The organism is Burkholderia sp. B21-005 (genome assembly GCF_020843965.1).
Lineage (GTDB): Bacteria > Pseudomonadota > Gammaproteobacteria > Burkholderiales > Burkholderiaceae > Burkholderia > Burkholderia ambifaria.
The window spans coordinates 3154583-3180231 of the sequence record NZ_CP086301.1 but is presented as its reverse complement, the minus strand read 5'-3'; the positions used below and the strand labels follow the sequence as shown (position 1 = coordinate 3180231).

At 65.8% G+C, this 25649-nt stretch carries 27 protein-coding genes and 3 pseudogenes; 25 read left to right on the top strand and 5 right to left on the bottom strand.

The window, feature by feature from the left end; genetic code table 11:
- Positions 1-92 precede the first annotated feature (92 nt).
- From LMA02_RS14810 to LMA02_RS14790, 5 genes are all read left to right on the top strand, one after another.
- Positions 93-515, top strand: a complete 423-nt coding sequence (locus tag LMA02_RS14810) for a rhodanese-like domain-containing protein (RefSeq protein WP_012364774.1) — start codon at positions 93-95, stop codon at positions 513-515.
- Positions 512-772, top strand: a complete 261-nt coding sequence (gene grxC, locus LMA02_RS14805; protein ID WP_057926482.1) for a glutaredoxin 3 — start codon at positions 512-514, stop codon at positions 770-772. Before LMA02_RS14810 ends, grxC begins: the two co-directional genes overlap by 4 nt.
- A gap of 107 nt (positions 773-879) precedes the next feature.
- Positions 880-1374, top strand: a complete 495-nt coding sequence (gene secB / locus LMA02_RS14800; RefSeq protein ID WP_175656244.1) for a protein-export chaperone SecB — start codon at positions 880-882, stop codon at positions 1372-1374.
- 26 nt (positions 1375-1400) lie between these two features.
- Positions 1401-2399 (top strand): NAD(P)H-dependent glycerol-3-phosphate dehydrogenase, encoded by a 999-nt coding sequence (locus LMA02_RS14795; protein WP_228905807.1) that lies wholly within the window; start codon positions 1401-1403, stop codon positions 2397-2399.
- 106 nt (positions 2400-2505) lie between these two features.
- The gene (locus LMA02_RS14790) at positions 2506-3030 is read left to right on the top strand and encodes an O-acetyl-ADP-ribose deacetylase (protein ID WP_228905806.1); all 525 of its coding nucleotides are present in this window, start codon (positions 2506-2508) and stop codon (positions 3028-3030) included.
- Positions 3031-3052: 22 nt separating this feature from the next.
- Here the strand turns inward: LMA02_RS14790 and trmL are convergent, their stop codons facing one another.
- Complete coding sequence (gene trmL, locus LMA02_RS14785; RefSeq protein ID WP_006752065.1) at positions 3053-3523, bottom strand: tRNA (uridine(34)/cytosine(34)/5-carboxymethylaminomethyluridine(34)-2'-O)-methyltransferase TrmL; 471 nt, start codon at positions 3521-3523, stop codon at positions 3053-3055.
- A 107-nt stretch (positions 3524-3630) separates the two neighbouring features.
- Positions 3631-4443 (bottom strand): ComF family protein, encoded by an 813-nt coding sequence (locus tag LMA02_RS14780; protein WP_228905804.1) that lies wholly within the window; start codon positions 4441-4443, stop codon positions 3631-3633.
- Positions 4444-4526: 83 nt separating this feature from the next.
- On the opposite strand from LMA02_RS14780, the gene LMA02_RS14775 reads away from it, so the two are divergent.
- The 8 genes from LMA02_RS14775 (at position 4527) to LMA02_RS14740 (ending at position 11605) form a co-directional block, all read left to right on the top strand.
- Positions 4527-5492 (top strand): methyltransferase domain-containing protein, encoded by a 966-nt coding sequence (locus tag LMA02_RS14775; protein WP_228905799.1) that lies wholly within the window; start codon positions 4527-4529, stop codon positions 5490-5492.
- Between the two features lie 195 nt (positions 5493-5687).
- The gene (locus LMA02_RS14770) at positions 5688-6212 is read left to right on the top strand and encodes a DUF2244 domain-containing protein (RefSeq protein ID WP_050805991.1); all 525 of its coding nucleotides are present in this window, start codon (positions 5688-5690) and stop codon (positions 6210-6212) included.
- 57 nt (positions 6213-6269) lie between these two features.
- Positions 6270-7877 carry a cytochrome c oxidase subunit II gene (gene coxB / locus LMA02_RS14765; RefSeq protein ID WP_228905797.1) on the top strand — a complete coding sequence of 536 codons (1608 nt, stop codon included), beginning with the start codon at positions 6270-6272 and terminating at the stop codon, positions 7875-7877.
- Between the two features lie 43 nt (positions 7878-7920).
- Positions 7921-9528, top strand: a complete 1608-nt coding sequence (gene ctaD, locus LMA02_RS14760; RefSeq protein ID WP_006752060.1) for a cytochrome c oxidase subunit I — start codon at positions 7921-7923, stop codon at positions 9526-9528.
- A 79-nt stretch (positions 9529-9607) separates the two neighbouring features.
- Positions 9608-9748 carry a cytochrome oxidase small assembly protein gene (locus LMA02_RS14755; RefSeq protein WP_006760728.1) on the top strand — a complete coding sequence of 47 codons (141 nt, stop codon included), beginning with the start codon at positions 9608-9610 and terminating at the stop codon, positions 9746-9748.
- A 35-nt stretch (positions 9749-9783) separates the two neighbouring features.
- Complete coding sequence (locus tag LMA02_RS14750) at positions 9784-10392, top strand: cytochrome c oxidase assembly protein (protein ID WP_006760729.1); 609 nt, start codon at positions 9784-9786, stop codon at positions 10390-10392.
- Positions 10393-10408: 16 nt separating this feature from the next.
- Entirely contained in the window at positions 10409-10609 is a 201-nt protein-coding gene (locus LMA02_RS14745; protein ID WP_006760730.1) for a DUF2970 domain-containing protein, read from the top strand.
- Between the two features lie 138 nt (positions 10610-10747).
- Positions 10748-11605 carry a cytochrome c oxidase subunit 3 gene (locus LMA02_RS14740; protein ID WP_006752056.1) on the top strand — a complete coding sequence of 286 codons (858 nt, stop codon included), beginning with the start codon at positions 10748-10750 and terminating at the stop codon, positions 11603-11605.
- A 175-nt stretch (positions 11606-11780) separates the two neighbouring features.
- On the opposite strand, the gene LMA02_RS14735 is transcribed toward LMA02_RS14740, so the two are convergent.
- On the bottom strand, positions 11781-11990 hold the full coding sequence (locus LMA02_RS14735) for a twin transmembrane helix small protein (protein WP_006752055.1): 210 nt from the start codon (positions 11988-11990) through the stop codon (positions 11781-11783).
- 84 nt (positions 11991-12074) lie between these two features.
- Here LMA02_RS14735 and LMA02_RS14730 point away from each other — a divergent pair, with 84 nt between their 5' ends.
- From LMA02_RS14730 to LMA02_RS14710, 5 genes are read left to right on the top strand one after another with little or no spacing between them, the layout of a single operon-like run.
- Positions 12075-12785: an SURF1 family protein gene (locus tag LMA02_RS14730; RefSeq protein ID WP_228905795.1), complete on the top strand. Its 711-nt coding sequence runs from the start codon at positions 12075-12077 to the stop codon at positions 12783-12785.
- A 60-nt stretch (positions 12786-12845) separates the two neighbouring features.
- Positions 12846-13472: an SCO family protein gene (locus tag LMA02_RS14725; protein WP_228905793.1), complete on the top strand. Its 627-nt coding sequence runs from the start codon at positions 12846-12848 to the stop codon at positions 13470-13472.
- 25 nt (positions 13473-13497) lie between these two features.
- Positions 13498-14610, top strand: a complete 1113-nt coding sequence (locus LMA02_RS14720; protein WP_228905792.1) for a COX15/CtaA family protein — start codon at positions 13498-13500, stop codon at positions 14608-14610.
- Between the two features lie 8 nt (positions 14611-14618).
- A complete protein-coding gene (cyoE, locus tag LMA02_RS14715; RefSeq protein WP_006752051.1) occupies positions 14619-15521 on the top strand; it encodes a heme o synthase in 903 nt (300 codons plus the stop codon).
- Positions 15522-15539: 18 nt separating this feature from the next.
- Positions 15540-16157 carry an SCO family protein gene (locus LMA02_RS14710; protein WP_175696571.1) on the top strand — a complete coding sequence of 206 codons (618 nt, stop codon included), beginning with the start codon at positions 15540-15542 and terminating at the stop codon, positions 16155-16157.
- Between the two features lie 138 nt (positions 16158-16295).
- On the opposite strand, the gene LMA02_RS14705 is transcribed toward LMA02_RS14710, so the two are convergent.
- Complete coding sequence (locus tag LMA02_RS14705) at positions 16296-16586, bottom strand: YciI family protein (protein ID WP_228905790.1); 291 nt, start codon at positions 16584-16586, stop codon at positions 16296-16298.
- Between the two features lie 420 nt (positions 16587-17006).
- On the opposite strand from LMA02_RS14705, the gene LMA02_RS14700 reads away from it, so the two are divergent.
- Positions 17007-17822, top strand: a complete 816-nt coding sequence (locus LMA02_RS14700) for a MetQ/NlpA family ABC transporter substrate-binding protein (protein ID WP_228905788.1) — start codon at positions 17007-17009, stop codon at positions 17820-17822.
- An 84-nt stretch (positions 17823-17906) separates the two neighbouring features.
- Here the strand turns inward: LMA02_RS14700 and LMA02_RS14695 are convergent.
- Positions 17907-18113, bottom strand: a pseudogene (locus LMA02_RS14695) (hypothetical protein); the annotation flags it as partial.
- A gap of 609 nt (positions 18114-18722) precedes the next feature.
- Between LMA02_RS14695 and LMA02_RS14690 the strand changes: the two are divergent.
- From LMA02_RS14690 to LMA02_RS14665, 6 genes and pseudogenes are all read left to right on the top strand, one after another.
- The gene (locus LMA02_RS14690; RefSeq protein WP_228905783.1) at positions 18723-19313 is read left to right on the top strand and encodes a fimbrial protein; all 591 of its coding nucleotides are present in this window, start codon (positions 18723-18725) and stop codon (positions 19311-19313) included.
- Between the two features lie 113 nt (positions 19314-19426).
- Positions 19427-20170 (top strand): molecular chaperone, encoded by a 744-nt coding sequence (locus tag LMA02_RS14685; RefSeq protein WP_228905775.1) that lies wholly within the window; start codon positions 19427-19429, stop codon positions 20168-20170.
- A 289-nt stretch (positions 20171-20459) separates the two neighbouring features.
- Positions 20460-23030, top strand: coding sequence for a fimbria/pilus outer membrane usher protein (locus LMA02_RS14680; protein WP_416378669.1), 2571 nt, complete (start codon positions 20460-20462; stop codon positions 23028-23030).
- Positions 23031-23037: 7 nt separating this feature from the next.
- Positions 23038-24246 carry a fimbrial protein gene (locus LMA02_RS14675; protein WP_228905772.1) on the top strand — a complete coding sequence of 403 codons (1209 nt, stop codon included), beginning with the start codon at positions 23038-23040 and terminating at the stop codon, positions 24244-24246.
- A gap of 36 nt (positions 24247-24282) precedes the next feature.
- Positions 24283-24882: pseudogene (locus tag LMA02_RS14670) on the top strand (ABC transporter permease); the annotation flags it as partial.
- Positions 24868-25548 (top strand): annotated as a pseudogene (locus LMA02_RS14665) (ABC transporter ATP-binding protein); the annotation flags it as partial. The pseudogenes LMA02_RS14670 and LMA02_RS14665, both read left to right, overlap by 15 nt.
- Positions 25549-25649: the final 101 nt, after the last annotated feature.

Below are 25649 nucleotides of genomic sequence, written 5' to 3'. Positions count from 1 at the left end.
GTACCCAGGCCCGGGTCCGCCATCGCGCAAGACGGTTATTTTATAATGGCGGGATTGTCCTTTTCCGATTTCTCTTTTTCCGGCGGAATTCCGTGACGTTCTTCACCAATTACACGAACCTGGCCCTTATCGCCATCCTGCTGGTTTCCGGCGGCCTGCTTGCGTGGCCCGCGCTGCGTCGCGGCCGCGGCGGCCTGTCGGCCGCGGAGGCGACGCAGCTCATCAATCGCCGCAACGCGGTCGTGATCGACCTGCGGGCGGCGACCGACTTCGCTGCCGGCCACCTGCCGTCGGCGCGTCAGGTCGCCGCCGGCGAGATCGGCGCGAAAATTGCGCAGGTCGCTAAAAACAAGAGCACCCCCGTGTTGCTCGTCTGCCAGAACGGCCAGCAGTCGCAGAAGGCGGCGCGCGAGGTCCAGGCGGCAGGCTATGCCGAGGTGCACGTGCTCGAGGGCGGCGTGGCCGCGTGGCAGCAGGCCGGGATGCCGGTCGTCAAACAAGGAGTGGCGAAGTGAGCAAGGTTTTGATGTACAGCACCCAGGTGTGTCCGTATTGCATTCAGGCCGAGCGCCTGCTGAAGCTGCGCGGCGTCGAGCAGATCGAGAAGGTGCTGATCGACCGCGATCCGACCCGCCGCGAGGAAATGATGTCGCGCACGGGCCGCCGCACGGTGCCGCAGATCTATATCGGCGACACGCACGTCGGCGGTTACGACGATCTGTCGAAGCTCGACCGCGAGGGCGGCCTCTTGCCGCTTCTGCAAGCAGCCTGATTAGGGCAGAATGGCCGCCGGCCGCGCCGCGGCTTGGGCGCACAGGATTCAACCGAGGCGGCCGGCGTGAAGCCGGGCCGCCCCGTCACCACTTTTAGGGAAACACCATGTCCGACGTCGAAAATCAACCGTTCTTCAACATCCAGCGCGTCTACCTGAAGGATATGTCGCTCGAGCAGCCGAATTCGCCGGCGATCTTCCTCGAGCAGGACATGCCGTCGGTTGAAGTCGAAGTCGACGTGAAGGCCGAGCGCCTGGCGGAAAGCGTGTTCGAAGTCGTCGTGTCGGGCACCGTCACCGCGAAGGTGAAGGACAAGGTCGCATTCCTGATCGAAGCGAAGCAGGCCGGCATTTTCGACATTCGCAACATTCCCGACGAACAGCTCGACCCGCTCGTCGGCATCGCTTGCCCGACGATCCTGTTCCCGTACCTGCGCTCGAACATCGCCGACGCGATCACGCGTGCGGGCTTCCCGCCGATCCACCTGGCGGAAATCAACTTTCAGGCGCTGTACGAGCAGCGTCTCGCGCAGCTTCAGCAGCAGCAGGCCGGCGCAGCAGGCGCGCCGAATGGCGCGCCGAACGGCACGACGCTGAACTGACGTTTCACTCCGGACCGGTGCTGGGTATGAAAGTAGCCGTTCTCGGCGCCGGTGCCTGGGGCACCGCGCTCGCGGGCCATCTGGCCGCGCGGCACGACACGCTTCTCTGGGCGCGCGACGCCGCGCTGATCGCCGGGCTGCAGGCCCGGCACGAAAATTCCCGCTATCTGGACGGCATCGCGCTGCCCGATGCGCTGCGCTACGACGCCGATCTCGGCGCCGCGCTCGCTCACGGCGCCGCTGACGACGCGCTGTGCGTGATCGCCGCGCCGGTGGCCGGCCTGCGCACGCTGTTCGGTGCGATGCGCGACGCGGGCTGCGTGCCCGCGCATGTCGTGTGGGTCTGCAAGGGTTTCGAGGCCGATACGCATCTGCTGCCGCATCAGGTGATCGCGGCCGAACTGCCGGGGCAGCACAGCAATGGCGTGCTGTCGGGGCCGAGTTTCGCCCGCGAGGTCGGGCTTGCGCTGCCCGTCGCGCTGACGGTCGCGAGCGCGTCCGCCGAATGCCGCGAGCGCACGCTCGCCGCGTTCCATCACGGCGCGATGCGGATCTATACGGGTGACGACGTGGTCGGCGTCGAGGTTGGCGGCGCGGTGAAGAACGTGCTGGCGATCGCGACCGGCATCGCCGACGGGCTCGGGCTCGGGCTGAACGCGCGCGCCGCGCTGGTCACGCGCGGCCTCGCGGAAATGTCGCGCCTCGGCGTCGCGCTCGGCGGCCGCGCGGAAACCTTCACGGGCCTCACGGGCCTCGGCGACCTGATCCTGACCGCGACGGGCGACCTGTCGCGCAATCGCACGGTCGGCTTGCAGCTGGCGGCCGGCCGCTCGCTGAACGACATCCTCGGTGCGCTCGGCCACGTGGCCGAAGGCGTGCGCTGCGCGCAGGCCGTGCTCGCGCTCGCGCGCGCGCAATCGATCGAAATGCCGATCACCGAAGCCGTGTGCGGCGTGCTGTTCGACGGCGTCGCGCCGCGCGATGCGGTCAGCGGCCTGCTGCGGCGCGACGCGCGCGCCGAATAACACCGACGAAGCACGCCGATTTCTTGCGGCCGGGCGCGCTCGCGCAAAGCGGGCGGCGCCAAAGCGCACTACGCTTGAACAGTCTCCGGCATTTCGGGAGGGTGTCATGCTGCGGATCGGTTCCACCACGCTCGACGCGCAACGCGTCGACATCACGACGCTCGACGTCGACGCGATCGTCAACGCCGCGAACGGTTCGCTGCTCGGTGGCGGCGGTGTCGACGGCGCGATTCATCGCGCGGCCGGCCCGGGCCTGCTGGCCGAGTGCCGCACGCTTGGCGGCTGCGCGACCGGCGACGCGAAGCTCACGCGCGGCCACGGGCTGCCGGCGCGGTACGTGATTCATGCGGTTGGCCCGGTGTGGCACGGCGGCGGGCGCGGCGAGCCCGACCTGCTCGCCGCGTGTTACCGGCGCGCGATCGAGCTGGCCGAAGAGGTTGCGGCGACATCGATCGCATTCCCGGCGATCAGCTGCGGCATATACCGCTATCCGGCCGACGAGGCCGTCGACATCGCGGTCGGCACGGTCGCCGACATGCTGCCGCAGGCGCCGAACCTCACGCGCGTGGTGTTCGCGTGTTTTTCATCCGACATATACGACCTGTATCGCGCGCGGCTCGCGCGCATCTAGCGCGGGCGGCCGGGCGGGCGTGTCAGGCGCCGCCTTCGAAGCCGGCTTGGCGCCACGCCTCGAACACGACCACCGCCACCGTGTTCGACAGGTTCAGGCTGCGATTGCCCGGCCGCATCGGCAGGCGCACGCGCTGTTCGTTCGGGAAGCGCTCGAGCACGTCGGCCGGCAGGCCGCGCGTTTCCGAGCCGAACACGAACCAGTCGCCCGGCACGAACGCGTGGTCGTGGAAGCGGCCCGAACCGCGGGTCGTGAACGCGAACATTCGCGCGGGATCGGGCGCTTCGGCCGCGACGAACGCATCCCAGTCGCGGTGCACGCGCATTTCCGCGTACTCGTGATAGTCGAGGCCCGCGCGGCGCATCTTCGCGTCGTCGAGCGGAAAGCCGAGCGGCTCGATCAGATGCAGGCGCGCGCCGGTGTTGGCGCACAGGCGGATCACGTTGCCGGTGTTCGGCGGAATTTCGGGAGCGACGAGGATGACGTTGAACATGGTTGGGTCTGGCTGGGCCGGCCGGGGCGGAGCAACGTGCACGCCATCCCTGCCGGCCGGTTCGTGACGGCCGTCGCCGCGTGCGGGCGGCCGGCCTCTCTATCTAATTAATCCCTGGCGGTGCGCAGCGCAACCAGATTCGTCACGCGCGCGGCGCCCGCCATCTTTAATGCATGCGCGGCGGCCGCGAGTGTCGCGCCGGACGTCATCACGTCGTCGACGAGCGCCACGTGGCGGCCGGTGAGATCGTCCGTCACCGCGAACGCCGCGATCACGTTGTCGCGCCGCGCGCGCCGGTCGAGCCGCGACTGCGGCGCGGTTTCGGTCACGCGCGCGAGCAGCGTCGCGTCGGCGCGCACGCCGAGCCGGCGCGCGAGCGGACGCGCGATCGCCCACGCCTGGTTGTAGCCGCGCGCGACGAGCCGTCCGTGCGACAGCGGCACCGGCGCGATCACATCGAAGCCGCCCGCGGCGCGCAGCGCGTCCGTGTCGTCGACCCGCTGCGCGAGCCGGGCCGCGAATTCCGCGCCGAGCGCGAGCCGCGCATGAAACTTCAGGCCGCGCGCGAGCCCGTCGAGCGGCGCGCGGTAATCGGCGAGCGCGAGCGTCGCGTCGAACGGCGGCGGTGTCGCGCGGCATGCATCGCACCGGTAGGCGAACGAAGCCGCGGCGCCGGCGTGCCGGCCACGGGCTGCGCGCGGACGCGGCCGCCCGATGCCGAGCGGCACCGCGCAGACATCGCAGCGCAGTCGCGCTTCATTCCAGTACGCGGTGTCGCAGGCGCTGCAAATCACGGCGTGTGACAAATTGCCGCACAGTGCGCACCGATTCGGCAACGCGAGCGCGACGACGCGCACGGCCAGCGCGCGAACCTGCGACAAAACGACGCGCATCGGGAGCGGGGCGAAACGGCGATCCATCGCGACGACTCCTGGCGGCCCCGTCTCGCTGAAGGCTGCGAGGCGAGCGAGTATACTTCGGGCTCTTCGCAAGTGTGCCCGACATGTCCCCAGCTTCGACTTCACCCGGCCGTCCGGCCAATGACGCCCGGCGTTTGCGGCGGATCTTCGATCGCCGTGCCGCCGCGTTCGACGCGGTCGCGTTCCTGCCGCGCGAGATCGCGCAGCGGATGAACGAGCGCCTCGAATACATCAAGGTGAGCCCGGCGGCCGTGCTCGATGCGGGCTGCGGCGCGGGCGACGACCTGCCGGCGCTGCGCGCGCGCTTTCCCGAAGCCCCGGTGTTCGGCGTCGACCTGTCCGGCGCAATGCTCGCGCGGGCGGGGCAGCGCGAGGTCGAGCAGACGAGCTGGCGCCGCTGGCTGCCCGCGTCGCTCGGCCGGGCACTGGGCCAGCGCGGCCCGCGCGTCGCGCACGCCGACTTCTCGGTGCTGCCGTTCGCGGCCGGCGCGTTCGACCTGATCTGGTCGAATCTCGCGCTGCACTGGCATTCGCGTCCCGACACGGTGTTCCCCGAGTGGCAGCGCGTGCTGCGCGTGAACGGCCTGCTGATGTTCAGCACGCTCGGCCCCGACACGTTGCGCGAGCTGCGCGCGGCCTGCGCGGAAGCCGAATCGGCGCTCGGCATCGCGCCGCCCGCGGCGCGCGTAATCGATTTCGTCGACATGCACGACCTGGGCGACATGCTCGTCGAGAGCGGCTTCGAGATTCCGGTGATGGACCAGGAAGTGCTCACCGTCACGTACAAGACACCCGATTCCCTGCTGGCCGACGTGCGCCGCTGGGGCGCCTATCCGTTCGACCGCGCGGCGCCGCAGCGCGCGACGCGGCGCTTTCGCGCGGCGCTCGGCGACGCGCTGGAAGCGCGCCGGCGCGCGGACGGCACGATTCCGCTCACGTTCGAGGTGATCTACGGCCACGCGTGGAAGGCCGTGCCGCGCACGACTGCCGAGGGGCACGGGATCGTGCGCATCGAAGATATCGGCAAGGGGCGTCCGAAGAATCGGTAAAGCGGTAAAGAGGGGTTTTGTTATGTCCGAAATTAGCGGCGCAAAGCGGGGTCGAATTGACGTGAAAAACGGCCGGAAAGCTTGTGGCGCTTGGCTCGCGGGCCGATAGCCGCTTGCTTGTGGATGCCATTGAACCCGCCTATAATGCGTCAGCTTGTCGTCCTGGGGTCCCCGCAATACGGGGCGACGAGTCCGATGCAGGCATGCATCGCATGCCATTCGCGTGAGGCGGCGATGGGAGCAGCGAGGGTGTTGGCGGAGACGACGAACGGTGAACCGGTCCTCGCAGACTGGCTCATGAAACGCAATTGTTCGGTGTCGCCGCGCCAGTTCGTGCTGTTTTACGCGTCGCTCGCGAGCTTCTCGCTGGTGATCGCGGCATTGCTGATGTGGCGTGGGGCCTGGCTCGTCATGCCCTTCACCGGAATCGAATTGCTGGCGGTAGGCGTCGCGTTTGCGATCTATGCCCGTCATGCGGTCGATTACGAGCGCATCAGGCTGTTTCCGCACCGGCTCGTGATCGAGCGGATGGATGCGGAGCGGTTCACGCAGATCGAATTCAACCCGCGCTGGGTGCGGGTCGAGCCGGGTGCGACGCCACGCGATCCGATTCGACTGGTATCGCGCGGGCAGACCGTCGTAATCGGGCAGCATCTCGCGCAGCACAAGCGTGCGCAGTTCGCCGACGAACTGCGCGTGTCGCTCAGGCGCTGCGGCTGACGAGGCGCGGGCAGCGGCCGGAACAGGCCGGCGGCTTGCGACGGGGGAGGGGTTTGAATGGAAATTTTGGGTAAGGATGCTATGAAAACAATCAAGCGAGCCCTCACGGGCGTGCTGGCATGCAGCGGATTGCTCTTTGCCGGCGCTGCTCTGGCGGTCGGTGATAGCCCGGGCGGCCCCCGCGTCAACGAGATCAACTTTCAGCCGCCGGTCACGAAGATCGCCGAGGAGCTCTACGATCTCCACACGATGATGCTGATCCTGTGTACGGTGATCTTCGTCGGCGTGTTCGGCGTGATGTTCTATTCGATCTTCGCGCACCGCAAATCCAAAGGCCACAAGGCCGCCAATTTCCATGAAAGCACGACCGTCGAAATCATCTGGACGATCGTGCCGTTCGTCATCGTCGTGCTGATGGCGCTGCCGGCCACGAAGGCCGTCGTCGCGATGAAGGACACGACCAACGCCGATCTCACGATCAAGGTCACCGGCTACCAGTGGAAGTGGGGCTACGACTACGTGAAGGGCCCGGGCGAGGGCATCGGCTTCCTGTCGACGCTCAGCACGCCGCGCGACGAAGTGATGGGCAAGAAGCCGATCACCGAGACGTACCTGCAGGAAGTCGACAACCCGCTCGTCGTGCCGGTCAACAAGAAGATCCGCATCATTACGACCGCGAACGACGTCGTTCACTCGTGGTACGTGCCCGCATTCGGCGTGAAGCAGGATGCGATCCCCGGCTTCGTGCGCGATACGTGGTTCAAGGCCGACAAGGTCGGCACGTTCCGCGGCTTCTGTACCGAGCTGTGCGGCAAGGAACACGCGTTCATGCCGGTCGTAGTCGTTGTGCTGTCGGACGACGACTACGCGAAGTGGGTCACCGCGCAGAAGGCCAAGCTGGCCGGCGCCGCGGTCGATCCGAACAAGGTCTACACGATGGCCGAACTCGTCTCGCACGGCGAGGAAGTCTACAAGGCGAACTGCGCGGCCTGCCACCAGGTGAGCGGCAAGGGCCTCGGCGCATTCCCGGCGATGGACGGCAGCCCGATCGTGAACGGCCCGATCGCCGGCCACGTCGAGCGCGTGCTGAACGGCAAGGGCGCGATGCCGTCGTGGGCGTCGCTGTCGGACCTCGACATCGCATCGGTCGTCACGTACGAGCGCAACTCGTGGGGCAACCACAAGAACGATCTGCTGCAGCCGAAGCAAGTGGCTGACGCGCGCAACGGCAAGCTGCCGGAAGACACGGCGGGCGCCGCGGCACCGGCCGAAGCGGCCTCGGCACCGGCGCAAGCCGCGTCGGGCGCGGCCGATCAGTCGGCAGCAGCATCGGCGGCAGCGCCGGCATCGACCGCGCTGTCGACGATCTACTTCGAAACGGGCAAGAGCGTGCTGCCGGCCGACGCGAAGGCGGCGATCGCCGCAGCGGCCGACTATGCGAAGGCACATCCGGACGCGAAGCTCGCGCTGTCGGGTTTCACCGACAAGACGGGCTCGGCCGACGCGAACGCCGAACTCGCCAAGCATCGTGCACAGGCTGTGCGCGACGCACTGAAGGCAGCAGGCGTGGCGGAAGACCACATTATTCTCAAAAAGCCGGAAACGATCACGGGCGGGGCTGACGCGAAGGAAGCCCGGCGAGTCGAGATCGGGCCGGCGGCTTGACGTGTCGCTGAGTTAGTCGACGTATTCGCATTAGGAGATTCTCATGTCTAGCATCGGGCACGACGTAGTCGCGGACCACGCGCACGACGACCACGCGCACGAAACACCACACGGCTGGCGGCGCTGGTTGTTCGCCACCAACCACAAGGACATCGGTACGCTGTACCTGCTGTTCTCGTTCATCATGTTCCTGTCGGGCGGCGTGATGGCCCTCGGCATCCGTGCCGAGCTGTTCGAGCCGGGCCTGCAGATCATGCGTCCGGAGTTCTTCAACGAACTCACGACGATGCACGGCCTGATCATGGTGTTCGGCGCGATCATGCCGGCGTTCGTCGGCTTCGCGAACTGGATGATTCCGCTGCAGATCGGCGCGTCCGACATGGCATTCGCGCGGATGAACAACTTCAGCTTCTGGCTGCTGCCGGTCGCGGCCGTGCTGCTGGTCGGTTCGTTCTTCGCGCCGGGCGGCGCGACGGCCGCCGGCTGGACGCTGTACGCACCGTTGTCGACCCAGATGGGCCCGGGCATGGACTTCGCGATCTTCGCGGTCCACATCATGGGCGCATCGTCGATCATGGGCGGGATCAACATCGTCGTGACGATCCTGAACATGCGCGCACCGGGCATGACGCTGATGAAGATGCCGATGTTCGCATGGACGTGGCTGATCACGGCCTACCTGCTGATCGCCGTGATGCCGGTTCTGGCAGGCGCGATCACGATGGTGCTGTTCGACCGCCACTTCGGCACGTCGTTCTTCAACGCGGCAGGCGGCGGCGACCCGGTGATGTACCAGCACATCTTCTGGTTCTTCGGCCACCCCGAGGTGTACATCATGATTCTGCCGGCGTTCGGGATCGTGTCGCAGGTGATCCCGGCGTTCGCACGCAAGACGCTGTTCGGCTATAGCTCGATGGTGTACGCGACGGCTTCGATCGCCATCCTGTCGTTCATGGTCTGGGCGCACCACATGTTCGCGACGGGCATGCCGGTCACCGGTCAGCTGTTCTTCATGTACGCGACGATGCTGATCGCGGTGCCGACGGGCGTGAAGGTGTTCAACTGGCTCGCGACGATGTGGCGCGGCTCGATGACCTTCGAAACCCCGATGCTGTTCGCGATCGGCTTCCTGTTCGTGTTCACGTTCGGCGGCCTGACGGGCCTGATGCTGGCCATGGCGCCGCTCGACATCCAGTACCACGGCACTTACTTCGTGGTGGCGCACTTCCACTACGTGCTGGTGGCCGGGTCACTGTTCGCGCTGTTCTCGGGCTGGTACTACTGGGCGCCGAAGTGGACGGGCTGGATGTACAACGAGACGCGCGGCAAGATCCACTTCTGGGCGTCGATGATCTTCTTCAACCTGACGTTCTTCCCGATGCACTTCGTCGGTCTCGCGGGCATGCCGCGCCGCTATGCGGACTACCCGGCGCAGTTCACGGACTTCAACCAGGTGGCGACGATCGGCGCATTCGGCTTCGGCCTCGCACAGGTGTACTTCCTGTTCGCGGTCGCGCTGCCGGCCTACCGTGGCGGCGGCGAGCTGGAAAAGGCGTCGGACAAGCCGTGGGATGGCGCGACGGGCCTCGAGTGGACGGTGCCGAGCCCGGCTCCCTTCCACACGTTCGAGCAACCGCCGCACGTCGAATAAGTTTCACCCAGCGTTCCGCCGCTGCCTGCCGCGCAGGCAGGCGCGGCGGGCGCGGAATCGAGTTTCAGCGAAGTTTCAGATGAACCGGAATCCACAAGAAAGACGAACGCCCGAGCAGATTCGCGCGGGCAACAAGCGGCTCGGCCTCATCCTGCTCGTCATCGCCGCCGTTTTTTTTGTGGGTGTCGTGATCAAGCAGTGGTGGCTGTCCACCCACTGATGCAGTAACTGACGCAGTAGCGAGGAAGTCGTCGTATGTCGAAGCCGGAAGAGGGCGCCGCCGATCGCGCGTTCAATCGTTCGATGCTGGTGAAGCTCTTCGTCGTGGCCGGACTGATGTTCGGCTTCGGCTTCGCGCTGATTCCGATGTATCGCGCGATTTGCCAGATCACCGGCATCAACAACCTGGTGCAGCGGGATGTCAGCGAGCGCGAGGCGAAGAACTCGCAGGTCGACTATGGCCGCACGGTGTCGGTCGAGTTCGATGCGAATGCGCGCGGCCCGCTCGGTTTCAAGCCGGAGCACAACAGCCTCGACGTGCATCCGGGCGAACTGACGACGATCGTCTACGACGTGACCAACGGGCAGGGCCGGCCGGTGGTGGCGCAGGCGATTCCGAGCTATGCGCCGAAGCAGGCGACGGAGTTCTTCAAGAAGATCGAGTGTTTTTGCTTCACGCAGCAGACGCTGGCCGCGAACGAGTCGCGCAAGATGCCGGTGGTGTTCGTGATCGATCCGAAGCTGCCGAAGGACGTGAAGACGATCACGCTGTCGTACACGTTCTTCGAACTGAATACGCCGGCCGAGCCGGCGCCGGCACCGCGCAAGACGGCGGCGCAGGGCGCGGCGAAACCGGACGCATGACGATGGAGACGGAGCGATGACGGAGACCAAGCGGAGCGGGTCGTTCGGCCAGGCGTTGCGAGCGGTGTTGTGGTCGTTCTTCGGGGTGCGCAAGCGGCGCGACCTGGAGGCCGATGCGACGCAGCTCAATCCGCTGCATGTGCTGATCGTCGCGTTGATCGCGGCCGGCGTGTTCATCGGCGTGCTGATCCTGATCGTGCGTGCAGTCGTGGGCTGAGGCCCGCGGCCACGAAAGAATGCAGTGCGTGGCGCCCGGGCGCTGCGTGCGGGAAAGAGCGGCGGCGGTCGCGCCGCGCAAGAAATACAGCCGGAGCGGTTTCCGGTACATAAATTGGACTGAAGTGGAGAATCAAGCATGAGCGGTCAAAACCAGACCCCGTACTATTTCGTGCCGCATCCGTCGCAGCACCCGATCAGCGCGGCCATCGGCCTGCTGGTCATGCTCGGATCGGTGGCGCTGTGGATCAACGGTCACGACTGGGCGCCGTACACGGCGCTGCTCGGCCTGCTGTGGTTGCTCTTCACGCTGTATCACTGGTTCGGCGACGCGATCGCCGAGTCGGAAGGCGGTCATTACGGCAAGAACGTCGACAAGTCGTACCGCTGGAGCATGAGCTGGTTCATCTTCTCGGAAGTCATGTTCTTCGGCGCGTTCTTCGGCGCGCTGTTCTATGCGCGTGAAATCGCGCTGCACCAGCTCGGCAGCCTCGACTACAAGCTGATCTGGCCGGATTTCTCCGCCGTGTGGCCGAACGAAGGCCCCGCCGCGCTCGCCGGTCACTTCAAGACGATGGGCCCGTGGCCGATCCCGACGCTGAACACCGCGTTCCTGCTGTCGTCGGGCGTGACGCTGACGATCTCGCACCACGCGCTGCGTGACGACTACCGCAAGAAGGCGATCGCCTGGCTGGCCGCGACGCTCGCGCTCGGTATCTGCTTCCTGTTCCTGCAGGGCTTCGAGTACTACCACGCGTACAACGAACTGAACCTGACGCTGAACTCGGGCGTGTACGGCTCGACGTTCTTCCTGCTGACGGGCTTCCACGGCTTCCACGTGTTCCTCGGCGGCACGATGCTCGCGGTGGTGCTGGTGCGGATGATCCGCGGCCACTTCAAGCCGGATCACCACTTCGCATTCGAAGGCGCCGCGTGGTACTGGCACTTCGTCGACGTCGTCTGGCTCGGCCTGTACGTCGTCGTCTATTGGCTGTAAATGAAACAACGGCCCGCGCAGCGATGCGCGGGCCGTTTTCGTTGGCGGGGACGGGGCAGCGGCCGGCTGCTTGCGCTCAACGCCCCCGGCGCCGCCGCGACTCAGTCAGGCGGCGCTTTTGCTTGGTGGCGCCGCTCTGCGGCGAAATGTCACGGCAGCCGTCGTGGCGAATGCATCAACGCCCGATCGGCAGGCCGGTCGAATGGATCCAGCCCATCCAGTTCGCGAACAGGATGAACAGGAACAGCGAGACCGACAGCCCGACGCGGGTGGCCAGCGACCAGACCATGCGTTTCGTATGGCCGCGGTCGTGCATCATGAAGTAGAGCGCCGAGCCCATGCTGGCGATGATGAGGACGAAGGCGATGGGAACGAGGATGTGCATGACACGAACCGGACGACGGCAATTCGAAAGGAAGAGGATAATTATCGCACTTCGCTTTCGCGAATGCGCCTGGCGGGCGGCCCGATGAAGATCCGCTGGCTGCCTGCGCTGCTGATTCTCGTCGTCGTCGCGGTCACGATCCGCCTCGGGTTCTGGCAGCGCGACCGCGCGCAGCAGAAGGAAGCGCTGCAGGCGAGCATCGTGCGCTATGAGCACGCGGCGCCCGTCGACGTGGGTCCGCAGCCGCTTCCGCTCGCGTCGATCGAGTTCCACCGCGTGCGGGCGCGGGGCCGCTTCATGCCGGAGCAGGCGGTGTTCCTCGACAATCGGCCGTATAACGACCAGCCGGGTTTTTACGTCGTGATGCCGTTTAAACTCTCGGGCGGCGGCGTCGTGCTGGTGAACCGCGGCTGGCTGCCGCGCAACATCGCCGATCGCACGGCGATCGAGCCGTTCGCGACGCCCGACGGCGACATCGAGATCGAAGGCATCGCGCGCGCCGATGCGTCGCGTGCGTTCGAGCTCGGCGAAGGCGGCTCGGCCGCGCACCAGAAGATCCGGCAGAACCTGGACGTCGCCGCGTATGCGAAGGAAACGGGGCTGCCGCTGCAGCCGTTCGTGATCCAGCAGACGAGCGACGACGGCGACAAGCTCGTGCGCGACTGGCCGGCGGCGACGACCGGCGTCGAGCGCAATTACGGTTACATGTTTCAGTGGTGGGCCATGGCGGCCGCCGCGCTCGGCTTCGGCCTGTACGCCGCGCGGCGTGCGGCGAAGAAGTCGGCCGGCGCGTGAGCGCCATGCCAGGACGCGGCGCCGGCGCCGCGGGTTCGTTTCGAGAGGTCTGATTTGTCCATGCAATCTTCCCGTCAGGGTCCGGCCGCGACGCCGGTTTCGCCGGCGGCCCGCAAGCGCGGCCGCTGGATGCTCGTGCTGCTCGGGCTCGTGTGCGCGGCGCCGATACTCGCGTCGTACTTCACCTATTACGTGATCAAGCCGAAGGGCGGCTCGACCAACTACGGCACGCTGATCGAGCCGCAGCGGCCGATCCCGGCCGACCTGCAGGTCACCGACGAAACCGGCAAGACGGTGCCGCTGTCGTCGCTGCGCGGCGTGTGGCTGTTCGTGATGACCGACGGCAGCGCGTGCGACGACGCATGCGCGCAAAAGCTCTATTTCATGCGCCAGATCCGCGTCACGCAGGCGGGCGAGCGACACCGGCTCACGATGGTGTGGCTGCGCAGCGATGCAGGCGCGGTGCCGCCGAAGGTGCTGGAAGCCTATCCGGACACGCGCCGGCTGGTCGCCGATCCGGCCGCGATCGCCGCATGGCTGCCGGCCGACGCCGGCACGAAGGACAGCGACCACCTCTACATGGTCGATCCGAACGGCAACCTGATGATGCGTTTCCCGAAGGACCCGAACCCCAGCAAGATCAAGGCGGACGTCACGAAGCTGCTGAAGTGGTCGAGCATCGGCTAAGGCGAGACAACGAGGCAACCATTCGATGTCGTATCTACTGCAACTCGGCCTGATCGGCTTGTGCATCGCGCTGCTGCCGCTGTCGTACGTGTGGGTGAAGGCCGACGACGACAAGTTCCGCAAGCTGGTGTGGATCACCACGTTCCTGACGCTCGACCTGGTGATGTTCGGCGGCTTCACGCGGCTGACCGATTCGGGGCTCGGCTGCCCGGACTGGCCCGGCTGCTACGGCACGTCGTCGCCGTTCATCGCGCACGCCGCGATCACGGCCGCACACCAGGCGATGCCGACCGGCCCCGTCAGCATGACGAAGGCGTGGATCGAGATGATCCACCGCTATTTCGCGATGGCGATCGGCGTGCTGATCATCGCGCAGGTCGTGATCGCATGGTCCGCGCGGCTGCGCCGCCGCCCGCTGCACGTGTCGCCGTGGTGGCCGACGAGCCTGCTGCTGCTGATCGTCGTGCAGGGCGTGTTCGGCGCGTGGACGGTCACGATGAAGCTGCAGCCGGTGATCGTCACCACCCATCTGCTGCTCGGTCTCATGCTGCTCGGCACGCTCGGCTGGCTCGCGGCGCGGCAGACGCCGCTGCCGTCGCATGATCCGGAGGCCGGCCGCTACCGCGCGGCCGCGCTCGTGGCGCTGGCGCTGCTGGTCGTGCAGATCGCGCTCGGCGGCTGGGTGAGCACCAACTACGCGGTGCTCGCGTGTACCGATTTCCCGACCTGCAACGGCCAGTGGCTGCCGGCGATGAACTTCGGCCAGGGCTTCCATCTGTGGCGCGCGCTCGGGATGACGAAGGACGGCGAGGCGATCACGCAGGACGCGCTGGTCGCGATCCACTGGACCCACCGCACGTTCGCGTTCGTCGTCGTCGCGTATCTGGTCGCGTTCGCGCTGAAGATGCGCCGCTTCGAGTCGCTGCGGCGGCCCGCGAACGGCGTGCTGCTGGTCGTCCTGCTGCAGTTCCTGACGGGCCTGACCAACATCGTGCTGCAGTGGCCGCTGCCGGTCGCCGTCGCGCACAACGGCGGCGCCGCGATCCTGCTGCTGCTCGTCGTCATGTTAAACTTTCGCATCCTTTCAAGCCGCCCCGGCCGTGTCGTGCAGCCCGCGCGCGACGCCGCCCCGGCGTGACCGTCCCCATGCAAAGCACCCTTTCCCAATCGCCCGGTAGCCGGTTTTCGCAGTACATGGCGCTGACGAAGCCGCGTGTCACGCAGCTCGCGGTGTTCTGCGCGGTGATCGGCATGTTCCTCGCGACGCCGGGCATGGTGCCGTGGCATGTGCTGATCGGCGGCACCATCGGCATCTGGCTGCTGGCCGGCGCTGCATTCGCGATCAACTGCCTCGTCGAGCAGAAGATCGACGCGATGATGCGCCGCACCGCGTGGCGTCCGTCCGCGCGCGGCGAGATCACGACGCCGCAGATCCTGCTGTTCTCGGCCGTGCTCGGCAGCGTCGGCGCCTGGACCCTCTATACGTTCACGAACCCGCTGACGATGTGGCTGACGATCGCGACGTTCGTCGGCTACGCGGTGGTCTATACGCTGCTGCTCAAGCCGATGACGCCGCAGAACATCGTGATCGGCGGGGCGTCGGGCGCGATGCCGCCGGCGCTCGGCTGGGCCGCGGTCACCGGCGCGGTGCCCGGCGACGCGTGGATCCTCGTGCTGATCATCTTCGTGTGGACGCCGCCGCATTTCTGGGTGCTCGCGCTCTATCGCCGCAAGGACTACGAAAACGCGGGCCTGCCGATGCTGCCGGTCACGCACGGCGAGAAATTCACGCGGCTGCACATCCTGCTGTACACGGTGATCCTGTTCGCGGTCACGCTGATGCCGTTCATCTCCGGGATGAGCGGCGTCGTCTACCTGGCGAGCGCGGTGCTGCTCGGCGCGGTGTTCCTCGCGTATGCGTGGAAGATCTACCGCGACTATTCGGACGAACTCGCCCGCAAGGCTTTCCGCTACTCGATCGTCTATCTGTCGCTGCTGTTCGCCGCGCTGCTCGTCGATCACTATGCGCGCCCGCTGCTCGGCGTGTAACCGCACGGTTTGAACGCAATGCTCCATTCACGGTTCGGGCGCCGCGCGCGCCAAGGCTGGATGCTCGCATGCGCATTCGCGGCAGCCACGCTGCTCGCGGGCTGCGACAACGCGCCGAAATTCCAGAATCTCGACATCACCGGCAACACGCAGTTCGGCAGCGATTTCTCGCTGCCCGACACGACCGGCAAGGTGCGCACGCTCGCCGACTTCAAGGGCCGTGCCGTCGTGATGTTCTTCGGTTATACGCACTGTCCGGACGTGTGTCCGACGACGATGGCCGAACTGTCCGAGGCGCTGAAGCAACTCGGGCCCGACGCGGCGAAGCGCGTGCAGGTGTTGTTCGTCACAGTCGATCCGGAGCGCGACACGCCCGCGCTGCTCGGTCAGTACGTGCCCGCGTTCGATCCGTCGTTTATCGGCCTGCGGCCGGCCGACGAAGCGCAGCTCAAGAAGGTCACGAAGGATTTCCGCGTGTACTACGCGAAGGTGGCCGGCAAGACGCCCGGCAGCTACACGATGGATCACACCGCCGCGAGCTACGTGTTCGATCGCGACGGCAAGCTGCGCCTGTTCGTGCGCGACGGCCAGGGCCCGGGCCCGTGGGTCCACGACCTGAAACTGCTGGTCGACTGAGCGGTGTCCGCCGGGCGCACGGCCCGGCGATTGCGTGACGGCCGCCACGCGCCGTCGCGCATTCTCTCTCCTCGTTGTCCGCGTGCGCCGCTCGTCGGGCGGCGCGTCGGCATGCGCGTGCGTCGCGCTGGTGTCGCGTTACGGCAGCGCGGGCACGTTGAAGCCGGAGGCGGCACGCGTGATCCGGAATTCCGTTACGCGATACGTGGCGAGCCCCTCGGTGACGAACGGGTCGGTCTCCAGGATCGCGTCGAGTGCGTCGCGATCGATACGGGCCGCGAGGATCACGCCGCCTTCGCGCGGCACCTTCGGCCCCGCCGCGATGAAGATGCCCTTGTCGAACTGCGGCTGCAGATACGCGCGATGGCGTTCGAGCGCGTCGTCGATGCGCTCGAGCGACGCGGCGTAGTGGATGTCGATGACGTACATGGATGGCCCCGGAATGACGCCGGCGCTTCGCGTGCCGGCCAGTTGGACTTTGTAGCACAGTGGATGCCGGCTGTCGCGCGGGCGGCTGCGTTGAGGGGCAATGGCTGCACGTCGGTCGCCGGTTCGCCGCGGTCGGCGCGTTCCGGGGCGGCGCTGCCGGCGGCCGGTCGAACCTGCTATTGGGCACGAAGGCGACCGACGAAGCGATGGTGGCCTGACGCGTGCAGGCTAATGCGTGGCGCGTGAACGCAACTAACGGCCGAGCGGTGCCGGTGCCGCCGGCACCGCTGCGGTGCATACCCATATGAGCGGGATGTATTTCACTTCCCGCCGATCCTGTGACACCATTTGCGCCTTCCTGCGAGTCGGGGCATACCCGTATCGCACCCCATTTCAAGTAAGCAAGAAAGCGAGAAACAGATGAAGCGTCGCAGTCTCCTGAAGGTATTTTCCGTGCTGGCCACCGGTGCAGCGCTGACGCTGTCGGCGGGCGCGCACGCCGAAGACAAGGTGATCAAGGTCGGCACGGTTGCCGGCCCGGATTCGGAAGTGTGGCAACTCGTGCAGAAGGTCGCGAAGGAGAAGGAAGGCCTGAACGTGAAGGTCATCGAGTTCAACGACTACGTGCAGCCGAACGCGGCGCTCGACTCGGGCGACCTCGACGCGAACAGCTTCCAGCACCAGCCCTACCTCGACAGCCAGGTGAAGCAGCGCGGCTACAAGCTCGTCAGCGCGGGCCTGACCTACATCTCGCCGATGGGCGTGTACTCGAAGAAGTTCAAGTCGTTGAAGGATCTGCCGCAAGGCGCGAAGCTCGCGGTGCCGAACGATCCGTCGAACGAAAACCGCGCGCTGCTGTTGCTGCAGACGCAAGGCGTGATCAAGCTGAAGGCGGGTGCCGGCACGGGCGGCAACAATGCGACGGTGCTCGATATCGCCGAGAACCCGAAGAAGCTGAGGATCTCCGAACTCGACGCCGCGCAACTGCCGCGCGTGCTGTCGGACGTCGACGCGGCCGTGATCAACACGAACTACGCGCTCGCCGCGAACCTGCAGCCGACCAAGGACGCGATCGCGCTCGAAGCGCTGACGAGCCCGTACGCGAACCTGATCGCCGTGCGCGCGAAGGACAAGGACCAGCCGTGGGTGAAGAAACTGGTCAAGGCGTACCAGTCGCCGGAAGTGAGGGAATTCATCAAGAAGCAGTTCAAGGGCTCGATGGTCGCGTCGTTCTGAACGTCGCACACCGGTCGGACCGCTGAACGCAAAGGGCCTGCATCGCGCAGGCCTTTTTTTTGGGGCGCGGCGTGTGCATGGCGCTTACCTCTCGCCGTATCGCGAGCAGATCGGCGGAACGGCTGGATTGCATAGTGGTTGCGTATGCTCGGCAGCGACTCTACGACGCACTCATGATCGCGCCGCTCGCACGGCAGTAGCATCGCGTTGTTGCGATTCCGCGCGTCGCGCGCGCTGGATCGGTTGTACCGCCACGCCGTTGCGGCTCTCGCGCAGCGCGTTGCGCAGGCAGCTTTGGGTCGGTCGATAGCATAACGTAACGTCACATGATCGACCGGCGGGTTGTGCCGCTATCGGCGCACGCCGCCGGCTGTGGGTGCGCTTTTCTCGGCGGCGCGACGCGCAAGAGATGTCGATTCTCACCGCAGCCGCTTTGTCCGCGTGAAAACGCGACCGAGTGATACATTGCGCATCGGCTGAAGCAATGCAAAATATCAAATTGTTTTAAATATCCGTGAATGGTTGAGGTCGGCATATGTAAATGCCATCTCAATTTATTGGCGGGATCGATTATTTCCCCGTCGCGCGTTTCCTCGCCATTCGAGATCCGGGCCGGTTAAACATTCGACGCCGCCGGGGCACGGCTGTCATTGCCTTGAGACAAGTTCTATTCGCAAGTGCGCGTCATATGTATGAACAATGCATCTGCGCACCATGAATTTGTTTTTTTAGTACTTGTCCTATTTGTTTGATCCAATCATTAGAGCTTGTCAGATGGTGGTCCATCATCGGAAAGTAAATAATATGCCATGAATCGCGCCCCGTCATTTAAAGCTTAGACCATTAAAATGACGAATGCGTGTTTCATACCATCAACAATCGTTTTTTTGGATCAACATAATGAAACTCGCAACTAGCACCAAAGTTATTTCGACGCTTCTGGCCGTGACGGGGCTGGGTCTGATGTCGGCCGCCCACGCGGCAGACGGCACGATCACGTTCACCGGCAACGTGACTGCGGCAACCTGCAAGATCGACGGTGCTGCCGCGGGTACCACGTCGAACAAGGCGGTCGCCATGCCGACGGTCAGCACGGGTGCGCTGAACGCGGCCGGCTCGGTCTCGGGCCGCACCGCCTTCGGCTTCAAGCTGACGGGTTGCGCGGTGGATACCGAAACGTCGAAGGGCAATCCCACCAAGGTCCAGGTTGCGTTCGAGAACGCAACGAACGTGACGGCCGACGGCAAGCTGTCGCTTGACAAGGGCACGGCCGAAGCCCCTGCGGCGGCGAATGTCGTGCTCCAGCTCCTGAACGAGCAACAGGACCCGATCAAGGTCGGCGCGAACGCACCGAGCCAGAACTCGCAGGTCGTCTCGATCGGCGGTGACGGTTCCGCCCAGCTGAACTTCTTCGCCGAGTACCTGGCGACGGGCGCAGCAGTCGGTGGTTCGGCGAACTCGAAGGTTCAGTACTCGATCGTCTATCAGTAAGCCTTGTGCTCACGCCAAGGCCCGCCCGCCGGCGGACCTGGTGGCGTGCCTCGCACGCCACCCGCTCCGATCCGCCCGTCGCTCACAACGACTAGAAATCCGTCCGAGTCATCATGAACGTCATCCTCAAATCGCTCCAGGCCATCGCACTGGCCACCGTCCTGATCGCTTCGCAAGCCAGCGCGAGCGTCGTGATCTCTGCGACCCGCGTCATTTTTCCGGGAGGCGAGCGCGAGGTGACGATCAAGCTCTCGAACGAAGGTTCGGCGCCGGCGTTGGTCCAGGCCTGGATCGACAAGGGCGACGCGAACGCGTCGCCCGACACCATCGATGCGCCGTTCGTGCTCACGCCCGCGATGTTCCGCCTCGAGCCGAGCAAGGGGCAAACCTTGCGGTTGATGTATACGAACGAACCGCTTCCCGCCGACAAGGAATCGCTGTTCTGGCTCAACGTGCTGGAGATTCCGCCGAAGGCTGCGGCGAGCGACGCTCACAACCAGCTTCAGGTCGCGTTCCGGACGCGAATCAAGATCATGTATCGCCCGCAGAATCTGCCGGGTAAAGCGCACGACGCGCCGGCGCAGGTTCGCTGGCAGATCGAGCGCGGCCCGGAAGGCCGCTACGTGTTGAAAGCGACCAACCCGACGCCTTATGTCGTCAATGTCGGCAGCGTACAGCTTCATTCGGGTGCGGATCAATATGACGCTGGCGCGGGCTACGTCCTGCCCGGCGGCACGCAGGAATTCCCCGTTGCGGCACTGAAGGTACCGCCGGCGGCGGACGCGAAAGTGCGATTCGGCAGCATCAACGACTGGGGTGCATCGACCAACAACGAAATGCCCGTTGCGATGCGGTAGTGCCGCACGGGCTGCGGCCCGCCCGGACCGTCGGCCAGTCGCCAGTCGCCAGTCGCCAGTCGCCAGTCGCCAGTCGCTTGACGCGGCGCGCATGCGCGTCGGTCCGATCCGGCATCAATTCAGTATCAGATTTCGTCTGCACATCGACATCGTCACGCGCGTGTTCCGAGTGGCAGCGCCAATGTTCTCGCGTTCGAATCCAATTCAAAGCCAATAGGAGTCCTGCGGAATGACCTCGTCGATCCGACATCCTCGCCCGGATGCAATCTGCCTGCCACGGCTCAGGCCGATGTGCATGCTGGTGCTGTCCAGCCTCGCCGCGTGGTCGGCTGACGGTCGCGCGGACGCCGGTAATTCCGCGCCCGCCGATGCGATGACGATGCAGGTCGCGCAGGCGCAGTTCGCGCAGGTTCAGTTCGATCCGGATTTCGTGAACAACGGAAACGGTCGCGCGATCGACATCACGCGCTTCGAGCGCGGCAACTTCACCACGCCGGGCACGTACGGCGTCGATCTCGTCGTCGGCCAGGGCTGGGTCGGCCGTTACGACATCGAGTTCAAGGCCGCGCCGGGCACACCGGAAGCTCAGCCCTGCTTCGACGCGAAGGTCTTGCGCCACATCGGGATCGACTTCACCAGGCTGCCGGCGGAAATCGTCGAGGCGATTACGGTCAAGGGCGAATGCAGGCGTATCGGCCAGATCGTGCCCGAGGCGAGCGCGTCGTTCGACTTCGGCGAACAGCGCCTGACGCTCAGCATCCCGCAGGCGTCGCTGGTGCACCGCGCGCGCGGCTACGTCAGCCCCGATCAATGGAACGACGGCGTGCCGGTCGGCATGCTCGACTACAACCTGAACGTCTACAGCTCGAAGGTCAAGGGCAGCAGCGCGGACACGCAGGGCTATCTCGGGCTGAACGGCGGCGTCAATATCGGCAACTGGCATTTCCGTCACAACGGTTCGTACTCGTGGTCCGAGCGCGGCGGCGGCCACTATCAGGATATTGCGACCTACATGCAGCGGGAGCTGCCGTCGCTGTCGTCGCAGCTCGTGATCGGCGAAACGTTCACGTCCGGCGAGTTGTTCGATTCGACGCAGTTCCGTGGGGTGCGGCTGTCGAGCGACGACCGGATGCTGCCCGACTCGATGCGCGGTTATGCGCCGGTCGTGCGCGGCGTCGCGAACACGAACGCGAAGGTGACGATTCGCCAGAACGGCGTGACGCTGTACGAAACGACCGTTTCGCCGGGGCCGTTCGAGATTGGCGACCTGTATCCGACCGGCTATGGCGGCGACCTGCGCGTGTTCGTCACCGAGGCGGATGGGGCGGTGCACACGTTCTCGGTGCCCTATGCGTCGGTCCCGCTGTCACTGCGCCCCGGCATCCAGCGCTACAGCTTCGTCGCGGGTGCGCTGCGCAGCCAGCAGAACACCAGCAACCCGCTGTTCGCGCAGCTCACCTACCAGCGCGGCCTGACGAACCTGCTGACCGCCTATGGCGGCCTCACGGTCGCGGCAGGTTACGCGTCGGCGATGATGGGCGGCGCGTTCAATACGCAATTCGGCGCGTTCGGCGTCGACTTCACGCAGGCCGCCACGTCGATCCCCGGCATGAAGCGCTTCAGCGGCTCGAGCCTGCGGGTCAGCTATTCGAAGTCCGTCGCGCCGACCGGCACCGATGTGTCGATCGCCGCGTATCGCTATTCGACGAACGGCTATTTCAACCTCAACGACGCGATGAGCGCGCGCGATGCGGTTCGCGAGGGCTATTCCGTGGATACCGTCGGACGGCAGCGCAATCGCGCGTCGCTGATGGTCAGCCAGCGTTTCGGCGAGAAAGGCGGGCAGCTGAGCGTGACCGCGTCGACGTCGAATTACTGGAATCGCGCGGGCTCGGACGTCAACTACTCCGTCGGGTACAACAACTCGTTCCGGAACGTGTCGTACAGCCTGTCGGCGACACGTCAGCGCGGCCAGGGCAACCAGTCGAGCACGCTGTACTACGCGAGCGTATCGATTCCCCTCGGCAAGTCCAGCCCGATGATGCTGACGGGCAACGTGTCGCGCGATACGGAAGGCCGCACGCAGTTGCAGTCGATGCTGTCAGGCTCGCTCGGCGTGGACAACAACCTGTCGTACAGCCTGGCCGCGAACCACGCGAACGGGCAGGGCGACGCGAGCACCGACGGCAGCGGCAGCCTCACGTATCGCGCGCGCTTCGCGGAACTCAATCTCAGCGCCGGCGGCAGTTCGAACTATCAGCAGGGTTCGATCGGCATTCGCGGCGCGGCGGTCGCTCACCCGGGCGGCATTACGTTGTCGCAGCCGTTGTCCGAAACCTTCGGCATCGTCGAGGCGAAAGGCGCGGAAGGTGCGCGCGTCACGAACGCGTCCGGCGTGCGGGTCGACCGCCGCGGCTATGCGATCGTGCCTTACCTCACGCCGTACAACATGAACACCGTCGAGCTCGACCCGAAGGGCATCTCGATGGACGTCGAGTTGAAGGAAACCAGTCAGCAGGTCGCGCCGCGCGCCGGTGCCGTGCCGCTGCTCAAGTTCGACACCGACACCGGCCGAGCGGCCGTGATCCAGGCGCGCAAGCTGGACGGCACGCCGCTGCCGTTCGGCGCGGCGGTCAGCGACGAAACGGGCAAGAGTCTCGGCGTCGTCGGTCAGGCGAGCAGGATCTTTGCGCGTGGCCTGAAGGACAAGGGCGAACTCACGGTGACGTGGGGCGACGACGTGTTGTCGGGCTGTCGCATTGCGTACGACCTGCCGGTCCGGCAACCCCGGAACAAGGCCGAGGCCTTCGAGCAGGTCAAGGGTGTTTGTCAGGCGAAGACGAACGCGGCGTCGCGTTGATGCGGCCGTGACGCACCGCTATCCATTTATCGGGCCGGGCCGGCTTCATTGCTCGACGGAAGTCGGCGCAACGGCAGTCGGTCAAAACCAGACAGGAACGTTTATGAAGTGGTGGACAAGTGCAGGCGCCGATGGTGTAACGCGGCGATCGTCGAGGCACGCCGCAGCGATGACGCGTTGTGCGCGCTTTCTGATGCTGTGCCCGATGCTCTGGTCCGGGTACGCCTTTGCCGGTTGCCAGCCGAGCTACGGTTATGCGAGCATTTCGCCCACACTCCCGGCTAGCATCAGCGTGACACAGGACGGAATGGGTGTCGGCATCCAGTTTCCATCGTCCAGTCCCGCAATGCTGTCCGTTGGGGAGGTTGCCGATATCGGCGGCTCATGCATGTATGACGAGTTCGTCGTCAGTCCGGCCGGGGTGCCTATCCCGAATGTGACCTACAAAACGAGCTCTGGCGCAGTCGCTGCCGTTTTCGAAACCGGAATACCGGGGGTGGGATACGCAATGGAGGTTAGGAACGATAGCTCGGGCTCGGCCACATGGGTTGCGGTCGGTGCGGACACAGTGTCGGTACCGGGCACGCCAATCAATAAAGGCATTTTAAGGGGAAAGGTGACGTATGTTGCCGCCGGGCCTGTCGCGACGGGATCCTATACATCCAGAAGGCAGGTGCTCTTCAACTTTCGCCCGAAGTACAAAGGGAATTTCGTGGGGAACAGTACTGCTTCGACAGCGCTCAGCGCGGCGAGCATGGCCGTAGTGGCAAGAACGTGCAAGATCGCGTCCGGCACGTCCAGAACGGTTCCGTTGCCCAGCCTGTATGCAGGCAGCTTGAAATCGGTCGGCGATGTCGCTCCGGCGCGGTCGGCGCCATTTTCGTTCGATCTGCGATGCGACGCGGATCTGAATATTTACGCGACACTGAGCGACGTGACGAATCCCTCGAATACCGGCAACGTACTGAGCCTTGGCCGTGCGTCGACGGCTTCGGGCGTCGGGATTCAGATCCTGAAACGAGGCACCGATACGCCGTTGCGTTTTGGTCCCGATTCGTCGGCCAAGGGCAATACGAACCAGTGGTCGGTCGGACGATCCAGCACGGCCAACACGATGATCCAGGTGCCGTTCGAAGCGAGATATGTCAAGACGGCCGAGAAGATTACGCCGGGCACTGTGGAAGCACTCGGCACGATCACGTTCTCGTATCAGTAGCGCGGAATCGGCCGGCCGGGGCTTGGCCGGGCGACAGTCGCCGCGCCGCTGATCTCGGCCGGCCACGACCCGTTCAGCTCGACCTGCATCGCGATCGGCGCGGGCGCGGTGGCCGGCTTCATCACGGGCTGGCTCAACGTGCGCCTGAAGATCATGGATCTGCTCGCCAGCATCCTGATGATGATCGCGCTCTATTCGGTGAACCTGCGGATCATGGGCCGGCCGAACGTGCCGCTCATCACCGAGCCGACGGTCTTCACGGTGCTGCAGCCCGACTGGATGCCCGACTATGTGCTGCGCCCGGCGCTGCTCGGGATCGTCGTCGTGGTCGCGAAGCTCGGTCTCGACGGGTTCTTCTCGTCGCAACTCGGCCTCGCGATGCGCGCGACCGATGCGAACCCGCGGATGGCGCGCGCGCAAGGCATCGCGACCGGCCGTACGACGCTCGCCGGGATGGCGCTGTCGAATGCGCTCGTCGCGCTCGCCGGCGCGCTGTTCGCGCAGACGCAGGGCGGCGCGGCTATCTCGATGGGGATCGGCACGATCGTGATCGGGCTGGCCGCCGTGATCATCGGCGAGACGCTGCTGCCGGCACGCCGGCTCGTGCTGACGACGCTCGCCGGCTCGAACGGCGCCGGCAAGTCGATCTTCCTCAATGCGGTTAGCGGCGACCAGCCGGTCGATGCGGGACGCATCGCGATCGATGGCGCGGACGTCACGCGCAAGGCCGCGTGGGATCGCGCGCACCTCGTCGCGCGCGTGTTCCAGGACCCGATGGCCGGCACCTGCGAGGCGCTGACGATCGAGGAGAACATGGCGCTCGCGACGGCGCGCGGCGTGCGGCGCGGCTTCCGGGCCGCGCTCGACCGCCCGTCGCGCGAGCTGTTTCGTGACAAGCTGCGTCTGCTGAACCTCGGCCTCGAGAACCGGCTGACCGACCGGATCGGGCTGCTGTCGGGTGGCCAGCGGCAGGCCGTGAGCCTGCTGATGGCGTCGCCGCGGCCATCGCGGATCCTGCTGCTCGACGAGCATACGGCCGCGCTCGACCCGAAGACGGCCGCGTTCGTGCTGGAGCTGACCGCGCGCATCGTCGCGGAGAGCAAGCTGACGACGATGATGGTCACGCACAGCATGCGGCAGGCGCTCGACTACGGCGACCGCACGGTGATGCTGCACCAGGGGCAGGTCGTGCTCGACGTGTCGGGCGACGCGCGCAAGGGGCTCGATGTGCCGGACCTGCTGCAGATGTTCGAGAAGGTGCGTCACGAGCAGCTCGACGACGACGCGCTGCTGCTGGGCTGAAGCAACGCGATCGGAGTGGTGCGATGCGGAAGGCTGTATCGCACCGCTTCAGCCGCAGGCTGGGCGGCGTGGATTGGCCAGGCACGGGAGACGGTGGCCCG

Bases quoted from the DNA above. Each gene is read 5' to 3' on its own strand.
- secB (WP_175656244.1), top strand. From the start codon at position 880: ATGTCCGACGTCGAAAATCAACCGTTCTTCAACATCCAGCGCGTCTAC.
- LMA02_RS14795 (WP_228905807.1), top strand. From the start codon at position 1,401: ATGAAAGTAGCCGTTCTCGGCGCCGGTGCCTGGGGCACCGCGCTCGCG.
- LMA02_RS14790 (WP_228905806.1), top strand. From the start codon at position 2,506: ATGCTGCGGATCGGTTCCACCACGCTCGACGCGCAACGCGTCGACATC.
- trmL (WP_006752065.1), bottom strand. From the start codon at position 3,523: ATGTTCAACGTCATCCTCGTCGCTCCCGAAATTCCGCCGAACACCGGC.
- LMA02_RS14780 (WP_228905804.1), bottom strand. From the start codon at position 4,443: ATGGATCGCCGTTTCGCCCCGCTCCCGATGCGCGTCGTTTTGTCGCAG.
- LMA02_RS14775 (WP_228905799.1), top strand. From the start codon at position 4,527: ATGTCCCCAGCTTCGACTTCACCCGGCCGTCCGGCCAATGACGCCCGG.
- LMA02_RS14770 (WP_050805991.1), top strand. From the start codon at position 5,688: ATGCAGGCATGCATCGCATGCCATTCGCGTGAGGCGGCGATGGGAGCA.
- coxB (WP_228905797.1), top strand. From the start codon at position 6,270: ATGGAAATTTTGGGTAAGGATGCTATGAAAACAATCAAGCGAGCCCTC.
- ctaD (WP_006752060.1), top strand. From the start codon at position 7,921: ATGTCTAGCATCGGGCACGACGTAGTCGCGGACCACGCGCACGACGAC.
- LMA02_RS14755 (WP_006760728.1), top strand. From the start codon at position 9,608: ATGAACCGGAATCCACAAGAAAGACGAACGCCCGAGCAGATTCGCGCG.
- LMA02_RS14750 (WP_006760729.1), top strand. From the start codon at position 9,784: ATGTCGAAGCCGGAAGAGGGCGCCGCCGATCGCGCGTTCAATCGTTCG.
- LMA02_RS14745 (WP_006760730.1), top strand. From the start codon at position 10,409: ATGACGGAGACCAAGCGGAGCGGGTCGTTCGGCCAGGCGTTGCGAGCG.
- LMA02_RS14740 (WP_006752056.1), top strand. From the start codon at position 10,748: ATGAGCGGTCAAAACCAGACCCCGTACTATTTCGTGCCGCATCCGTCG.
- LMA02_RS14735 (WP_006752055.1), bottom strand. From the start codon at position 11,990: ATGCACATCCTCGTTCCCATCGCCTTCGTCCTCATCATCGCCAGCATG.
- LMA02_RS14730 (WP_228905795.1), top strand. From the start codon at position 12,075: ATGAAGATCCGCTGGCTGCCTGCGCTGCTGATTCTCGTCGTCGTCGCG.
- LMA02_RS14725 (WP_228905793.1), top strand. From the start codon at position 12,846: ATGCAATCTTCCCGTCAGGGTCCGGCCGCGACGCCGGTTTCGCCGGCG.
- LMA02_RS14720 (WP_228905792.1), top strand. From the start codon at position 13,498: ATGTCGTATCTACTGCAACTCGGCCTGATCGGCTTGTGCATCGCGCTG.
- cyoE (WP_006752051.1), top strand. From the start codon at position 14,619: ATGCAAAGCACCCTTTCCCAATCGCCCGGTAGCCGGTTTTCGCAGTAC.
- LMA02_RS14710 (WP_175696571.1), top strand. From the start codon at position 15,540: ATGCTCCATTCACGGTTCGGGCGCCGCGCGCGCCAAGGCTGGATGCTC.
- LMA02_RS14705 (WP_228905790.1), bottom strand. From the start codon at position 16,586: ATGTACGTCATCGACATCCACTACGCCGCGTCGCTCGAGCGCATCGAC.
- LMA02_RS14700 (WP_228905788.1), top strand. From the start codon at position 17,007: ATGAAGCGTCGCAGTCTCCTGAAGGTATTTTCCGTGCTGGCCACCGGT.
- LMA02_RS14690 (WP_228905783.1), top strand. From the start codon at position 18,723: ATGAAACTCGCAACTAGCACCAAAGTTATTTCGACGCTTCTGGCCGTG.
- LMA02_RS14685 (WP_228905775.1), top strand. From the start codon at position 19,427: ATGAACGTCATCCTCAAATCGCTCCAGGCCATCGCACTGGCCACCGTC.
- LMA02_RS14680 (WP_416378669.1), top strand. From the start codon at position 20,460: ATGTGCATGCTGGTGCTGTCCAGCCTCGCCGCGTGGTCGGCTGACGGT.